The following is a 6,719-nucleotide window of genomic DNA, read 5'->3' as shown; positions in this document are numbered from 1 at the left end:
GACACACACGAGAGCGGAACCATCGGAGGAATAGTCCGATGGTTCACAGCGTCCTCGCTGTGTTTTTCAAAGGAACCTCGTCCCAGTCGATGACTGGAGACGGGGTTATCAACATATCTGGCGTTGACTTTTAGCACGCTGTTGAGTTCTCAAGGAACGGTCGCTTCCTTTGTACTCACCCTCTCGGGCTTTCCTCCGGGCTTCCCTTCGGTGTTTCCGACTCTACCAGATCTCTTTCCGATCCGATTTCCTCGGCGCTTTCCAGTTCTTCGCTTTCGCGTTTCCCTTTCCGGCGGTTCCGACTCTATCAGATCCTTTCGGCGTCTGATTCCCAGTCAGAGGGGGTTGTCTTCCCGGCCCGCTGGGCCGTTCCGACGTCTCAAACCTTAGCGGATCATCCCCGGCAGTTCCTAATCGGGCCGCCGGTTCCCATTCGAATTGAATTCGGACGCGCCGAAAGCAATCCCGAGCGGGAGAGTCGAGCTGGAGGTTGAGTGCCGCTTGCGCGGCGAGGTGCCACCGCGGAACCGTTCCGGCTCCGGGGCAGACCTAGGACTCTACGGACCGGCCATGGAGGTGTCAACCCGTCCTGTCAAGATTTTTTCGAGCAGGTGTTCCACCGGGCAAATTCCACCGGACGACGCGACTGGGGCCCCTCGACCGGTGTCGAGGGGCCCCCGTGCAGGTCAGCGCGTCGTGGATCAGACCTCGACGACGACCGGGAGGATCATCGGGCGCCGGCGGTAGGTGTCCGAGACCCACTTGCCGAGCGTCCGCCGGATGAGCTGCTGGAGCTGGTGGGGCTCCACGACGCCGTCCTGGGCGGACCGCTCCAGCGACTCCGTGATCTTCGGCAGGACGTCGGCGAAGGCACCGTCCTCGATGCCGGAGCCGCGAGCCTGGATGTACGGGCCACCCGTGATCTTGCCGGTGGACGCGTCGATCACCACGAAGACCGAGATGATGCCCTCGTCGCCGAGGATCTTGCGGTCCTTCAGCGCGGGCTCGCGCACATCGCCGACCGAGAGGCCGTCGACGTAGACGTAACCGGCCTGGACCTTGCCCGCGATCTTCGCCTTGCCCTCGACCAGGTCGACGACGACGCCGTCCTCGGCGATGACGATCCGGTCGTGCGGGACGCCGGTCGCGGCGCCCAGCTCGGCATTGGCGCGCAGGTGGCGCCATTCACCGTGGACCGGCATGAGGTTCTTCGGGCGGCAGATGTTGTAGAAGTACAGCAGCTCGCCCGCGGACGCGTGGCCCGAGACGTGCACCTTGGCGTTGCCCTTGTGCACGACGTTGGCGCCCCAGCGGGTGAGGCCGTTGATCACGCGGTAGACCGCGTTCTCGTTGCCCGGGATGAGGGACGAGGCCAGGATGACCGTGTCGCCCTCGACGATGCGGATCTGGTGGTCCCGGTTGGCCATGCGGGACAGGGCCGCCATCGGCTCGCCCTGGGAGCCCGTGCAGACCAGGACGACCTTGTCGGCCGGCAGGTCGTCGAGCTGCTTGACGTCGACGACCAGGCCCGGCGGGACCTTCAGGTAGCCGAGGTCGCGCGCGATGCCCATGTTGCGGACCATGGAGCGGCCGACGAAGGCGACCTTGCGGCCGTACTTGTGGGCGGTGTCCAGGATCTGCTGGATGCGGTGCACATGGCTGGCGAAGCTCGCCACGATGATGCGGCTGTGCGCGCCCGCGAAGACGTTGTCCAGCACGTTGGAGATGTCGCGCTCGGGCGGGACGAAGCCGGGTACCTCGGCGTTCGTGGAGTCCGAGAGGAGGAGGTCGATGCCCTCCTCGCTCAGCCGCGCGAAGGCGTGCAGGTCGGTGAGCCGACCGTCCAGCGGGAGCTGGTCCATCTTGAAGTCGCCGGTGTGCACGACCATGCCGGCCGGGGTGCGGATGGCGACCGCGAGGGCGTCCGGGATGGAGTGGTTGACCGCGACGAACTCGAGGTCGAAGGGACCGACCCGCTCACGGTCGCCCGCCTCCACCTCCAGGGTGTACGGGCGGATGCGGTGCTCCTGGAGCTTGGCCTCGATCAGCGCGAGGGTCAGCTTGGAGCCGATCAGCGGGATGTCGGGCTTCTCGCGCAGCAGGTAGGGGACCGCGCCGATGTGGTCCTCGTGGCCGTGCGTGAGGACGATGCCCTCGATGTCGTCGAGGCGGTCCCGGATGGACGAGAAGTCCGGCAGGATCAGGTCGATTCCGGGCTGCTCCTCCTCGGGGAAGAGCACACCGCAGTCGACGATCAGCAGCCGGCCGTCGTACTCGAAGACCGTCATGTTCCGGCCGATCTCACCGAGACCGCCGAGGGGGGTGACGCGCAGGCCGCCCTTGGCGAGCGGCGGCGGCGGGGCCAGTTCAGGGTGCGGATGACTCAAAAGACTCTCCTGACCACACGCGCCACGTACCGGTGGGCACGTGGCGCGCATGACGTTCAGTGCGTGCGGTTGTCGTAAGGGGGGCGGGACGCCGGTGCGCCCGCTGTGCTGTTGGGTCCTGCGGTTGTGTGGCTCGGATGGTGCTGAAGTCTGTTGTCAGAGCTGTATCCCGCCGGCCGCAAGATCGATCTTGAGCTGGGCGATCTCCTCCGGGGAGCACTCGACCATGGGGGCGCGCAGCGGACCGGCGGGCAGGCCCAGCAGGGCGAGCGCGGCCTTGGTGGTCATGACGCCCTGGGTGCGGAAGACGCCGGTGTACACCGGGAGCAGCTTCTGGTGGATCTCGGCGGCCTTGACGACGTCGCCCGAGGTGTAGGCGTCCACGAGGGCGCGCAGGTCGGGGGCGACGAGGTGGCCGACGACGGAGACGAAGCCGACGGCGCCGACGGAGAGCAAGGGGAGGTTCAGCATGTCGTCGCCGGAGTACCAGGCGAGGCCGGAGCGGGCGATGGCCCAGCTGGCGCGGCCGAGGTCGCCCTTGGCGTCCTTGTTGGCGACGATCCGGGGGTGCTCCGCGAGGCGGACCAGGGTCTCGGTGCTGATCGGGACGCCGCTGCGGCCGGGGATGTCGTAGAGCATCACCGGGAGGCCGGTGTTGTCGGCGACGGCCGTGAAGTGGCGGTACAGCCCCTCCTGCGGGGGCTTGTTGTAGTACGGCGTGACGACCAGCAGGCCGTGTGCGCCGTCGCGTTCGGCCTGGCGGGCCAGCTCGAGGGTGTGGTGGGTGTCGTTGGTACCGACTCCGGCCACGACGCGGGCGCGGTCGCCGACCGCTTCCACGACGGCTCGTACGAGGTCCGATTTCTCCGCGTCGCTGGTGGTGGGTGACTCGCCGGTGGTGCCGTTGACGATCAGGCCGTCGTTGCCTGCGTCCACCAGGTGGGCGGCGAGCCGCTGCGCGCCGTCGAGGTCGAGTGCGCCGTCCGCCGTGAAGGGCGTGACCATGGCGGTGAGGACCCGCCCGAAGGGGGTCTGCGGAGTCGAGGTCGGAGCCATGGGTGACACGCTACTCGGTACTCGATCCATGGTCTGCCCGTGGGGTGTCGGGAAAGTCAGGACAAACGCGGGTCAAACTCCGGCCAACAAGGAACCCGGCACTGCCTGCTCGGGGGTTCAAGCAGTGCCGGGTCCGTTTGATCAGGCTAGATGAACTTCTCTAAATGCCGCAATACGGACACCTCGGGAGGCTGATCCGTACATCCGTTCCGCGCGGGGGAACAGGGTTACGGGGCGACGCGGCCGTTGGCGTTGAAGGCGGCGTAGGTGAGCGGCATCAGACGGGCCCACTCGGCCTCCATCTTCTCGCCCACCATCTCGATCTCCCGCTGCGGGAAGGACGGCACCTTGGCCAGCTCGTGCTGGGTGCGCAGGCCCAGGAAGTGCATCAGGGAGCGGGCGTTGCAGGTGGCGTACATCGAGGAGTACAGGCCGACCGGGAGGGCCGCACGGGCGACCTCACGGGCGACGCCCTCGGCGAGGAGCTTCTGGTACGCGGTGTACGCCTGCTGGTAGGACTCCGTCAGGGTGTCGCGCACCGCGTCGTACTGGCCGGGGCTGCCCTCGACGAAGACGTACTTGCCCGGGCGGCCCTCCTGGACCAGCTTGCGGGAGGTGTCGGGGACGTAGAAGACCGGCTGCAGCTCCCGGTAGCGGCCCGATTCCTCGTTGTAGGACCAGCCCACGCGGTGCCGCATGAACTCGCGGAAGACGAAGATCGGGGCGCTGATGAGGAAGGTCATCGAGTTGTGCTCGAACGGGCTGCCGTGCCGGTCCCGCACGAGGTAGTTGATGAGGCCCTTGGAGCGCTCGGGGTCCTTCTGGAGCTCGTCCAGGGACTGCTCGCCCAGGGTCGAGACACGGGCGGCGAAGAGGACGTCGCTGTCGGAGGCGCTGGATTTCACCAGTTCCACGGTGACGTCGCTACGGAGCGTGAGCGGCTCGGGGGTGGTCACAAAGGTCCTTCCATCACTTCTGAGGTTTGCAGCCACCATACGGGGCACGCGCACCCGTCAGAGCAACACCTCACCTCAAAAATCGCATCCAGCGGTTTTCCGGACATGGGCACCTTTCGGGTCACTCCGTCGTCTGAAGGGGTGAGGTCACAGACCCCTGGAAGGAGACCCACCCCAGATGTTCCGTCGTCGTGAGCCCGTGCCCTTCGCCTTCATCGCCGAGGCCGACAGGTTCCGCGGCAATGTCACTCCCCCGCCCCCCGAGCGCGCGTCCCGCGGTGAGCGGGCCGGGCGGTCGCTCCTCGTGCTGACGCTGGTCGCCGGGATAGTGGGCGCGCTGATAGTGGGGATGCCCGCGCTGTCCACTCCGTCCGCGCCGCCGGCCGGTCAGTCGCAGGCGGCTCCGGGTCACTGACTCTTGTGGCCGCCCACGGCTGGTGAGCCCCGCCACAGGCGGATAGCCTCACCGGGCACAAGCCCGTGCGAGGACCTTGCGAGGAACAGCCGTGCCCCTGCCCTTCCTGACGGCCGACCGCACTTTCGAGGCGGCCGACGACAGCTCGCTGCCCTATGACGACCGGGACCGCTGGCGGCGCCCGTACCGTCCCGGCCCGTGGCGGGTGGGCGGGGCGGCGCTGGGGCTGCTGTTCTCCTCGTTCGTGCTGTTCGGGGCCGTGCTCACCGCCCTGACCGGCACCACGACCTCCGCCGGGATCACCTTCGTGCTCACCGCGGCGATCGTCGTCGGCGCGCTGCGGGTACTGCGCATGGGCGTCTGGGTGAGCCCGCGCGGCCTGCGCCAGGTCGGCTTCCTGGTGACGCGCACGGTGCCCTGGGAACGCGTGGTCTCACTGCGGACGGCACAGCAGCCGGTGCGCTGGCTGGGCCTGCCCCGCACGGTGCAGGGGCAGGCGCTGACGCTGGTCCGCGACGACCGCGCCCCCGACGACACGCCTCCGCTGCTGACCACGCACTCGCTGGACTTCCTGAACCGCCCCGCCGGGTTCGACCGGGCCTCGGACACGATCGAGGCGTGGGCCGCCGAGTACCGGCGGGGCTGAGGGGTCAGGCCGGGATGTGGCGGCCGTCGTGCAGGGCGATGGCACGCTGCATCGTCTTACGGGCGCGCGGGGTGTCGCGGGCGTCGTGATAGGCGACGGCGAGCCGGAACCAGCTCCGCCAGTCGTCCGGGGCGGCCTCGGTCTCGGCCTTGCGCCGGGCGAACACCTCGTCGGCCGAGTCGCGGTCGATCCGGCCGTCCGGGGTGCGGCGCAGCTCGTCGACGGGCAGGCCGCCCTCGGCCTCCAGCTCGGCGGCGAGCTGGTTGGCCCGGCGGACGAACTGGGTGTTCTTCCAGAGGAACCAGACGCCGATGACCGGCAGGATCAGCACCGCCACGCCGAAGGTGACGGTGAGGAGCGTGCCGGACTGGATGAGCATCACGCCCCGGCTGCCGACCAGGACGAAGTAGAAGACCAGGACGGCGGCCGTGACGAGGTAGGTGATCTTCGCGCGCATGAGGTGGGGGTACTCAGCCCAGGTCCAGGAAGTGTTCGAGGCCGAAGGTGAGGCCCGGAGCGGACCCCACCCGGCGCACACCGAGCAGGATGCCCGGCATGAAGCTGCTGTGGTGCAGCGAGTCGTGGCGGAGGGTGAGGGTCTCGCCCTCGCCGCCCAGCAGGACCTCCTGGTGGGCCAGGAGGCCGCGCAGCCGGACCGCGTGCACGGGCACCCCGTCCACGTCGGCGCCCCGGGCCCCGTCCAGCGCGGTGACCGTGGCGTCCGGGGCCTCGGCGGTGCCGGCCTTGCGGCGGGCCTCGGCGATGAGCTGGGCGGTGCGGGTGGCGGTGCCGGAGGGGGCGTCCACCTTGTTGGGGTGGTGCAGCTCGACGACCTCGACGGACTCGAACCAGGGCGCGGCGATCTGCGCGAACTTCATGGTGAGGACGGCGCCGATGGAGAAGTTGGGGGCGATGAGCACGCCCGTCTCCGGGGACTGGTCCAGCCAGCCCTTCAGCTGCGCGAGGCGTTCGTCGGTCCAGCCCGTGGTGCCGACGACCGCGTGGATGCCGTGGCGCACGCAGAAGTCGAGGTTGCCCATGACCGAGGCCGGGGTGGTGAGGTCGACGGCGACCTGGGCGCCGGCGTCCACCAGCGTCTCCAGCTTGTCGCCCCGGCCCAGGGAGGCGACCAGCTCCATGTCCTCGGCGGCCTCGACGGCCCGTACCGCCTCGGATCCGATACGGCCGCCTCCGCCGAGGACCGCTACGCGCAGCTTGCTCATCTCTTCGCTTCCTTACCGCAGTTGAGGGGCTGGGGG

General features: G+C 68.9%; 7 protein-coding genes. 2 read left to right on the top strand and 5 right to left on the bottom strand.

The features are described 5' to 3' along the window. Positions 1–701: 701 nt before the first annotated feature. The 3 genes from E5082_RS05410 to thyX form a co-directional block, all read right to left on the bottom strand. Entirely contained in the window at positions 702–2,387 is a 1,686-nt protein-coding gene (locus E5082_RS05410) for a ribonuclease J (RefSeq protein WP_135790078.1), read from the bottom strand. 156 nt (positions 2,388–2,543) lie between these two features. After that, a complete protein-coding gene (gene dapA, locus E5082_RS05405) occupies positions 2,544–3,443 on the bottom strand; it encodes a 4-hydroxy-tetrahydrodipicolinate synthase (RefSeq protein ID WP_135790077.1) in 900 nt (299 codons plus the stop codon). A gap of 227 nt (positions 3,444–3,670) precedes the next feature. After that, complete coding sequence (gene thyX / locus E5082_RS05400; protein ID WP_373310094.1) at positions 3,671–4,438, bottom strand: FAD-dependent thymidylate synthase; 768 nt, start codon at positions 4,436–4,438, stop codon at positions 3,671–3,673. Positions 4,439–4,577: 139 nt separating this feature from the next. On the opposite strand from thyX, the gene E5082_RS05395 reads away from it, so the two are divergent. Beyond that, positions 4,578–4,814 (top strand): hypothetical protein, encoded by a 237-nt coding sequence (locus tag E5082_RS05395; RefSeq protein ID WP_135790075.1) that lies wholly within the window; start codon positions 4,578–4,580, stop codon positions 4,812–4,814. A gap of 91 nt (positions 4,815–4,905) precedes the next feature. Next, the gene (locus E5082_RS05390) at positions 4,906–5,460 is read left to right on the top strand and encodes a hypothetical protein (protein WP_135790074.1); all 555 of its coding nucleotides are present in this window, start codon (positions 4,906–4,908) and stop codon (positions 5,458–5,460) included. A 4-nt stretch (positions 5,461–5,464) separates the two neighbouring features. Here E5082_RS05390 and E5082_RS05385 read toward each other — a convergent pair whose 3' ends face one another. Together E5082_RS05385 and dapB are read right to left on the bottom strand one after the other, a co-directional pair. Beyond that, a complete protein-coding gene (locus E5082_RS05385) occupies positions 5,465–5,917 on the bottom strand; it encodes a tetratricopeptide repeat protein (protein ID WP_130332882.1) in 453 nt (150 codons plus the stop codon). A 13-nt stretch (positions 5,918–5,930) separates the two neighbouring features. Beyond that, a complete protein-coding gene (gene dapB / locus E5082_RS05380) occupies positions 5,931–6,683 on the bottom strand; it encodes a 4-hydroxy-tetrahydrodipicolinate reductase (RefSeq protein ID WP_135790073.1) in 753 nt (250 codons plus the stop codon). Between the last annotated feature and the right edge of the window lie 36 nt (positions 6,684–6,719).

The organism is Streptomyces griseoluteus (assembly GCF_004784465.1).
Classification (GTDB): domain Bacteria; phylum Actinomycetota; class Actinomycetes; order Streptomycetales; family Streptomycetaceae; genus Streptomyces; species Streptomyces griseoluteus.
The sequence above is the reverse complement of the archived record's forward strand: the minus strand, read 5'-3'. Positions and strand labels throughout refer to the sequence as shown.

Excerpts from the sequence above, each read along its gene's own strand:
- dapA (WP_135790077.1), bottom strand. The coding sequence starts at position 3,443 with ATGGCTCCGACCTCGACTCCGCAGACCCCCTTCGGGCGGGTCCTCACC.
- thyX (WP_373310094.1), bottom strand. The coding sequence starts at position 4,438 with ATGGTGGCTGCAAACCTCAGAAGTGATGGAAGGACCTTTGTGACCACC.
- E5082_RS05395 (WP_135790075.1), top strand. The coding sequence starts at position 4,578 with ATGTTCCGTCGTCGTGAGCCCGTGCCCTTCGCCTTCATCGCCGAGGCC.
- E5082_RS05385 (WP_130332882.1), bottom strand. The coding sequence starts at position 5,917 with ATGCGCGCGAAGATCACCTACCTCGTCACGGCCGCCGTCCTGGTCTTC.
- dapB (WP_135790073.1), bottom strand. The coding sequence starts at position 6,683 with ATGAGCAAGCTGCGCGTAGCGGTCCTCGGCGGAGGCGGCCGTATCGGA.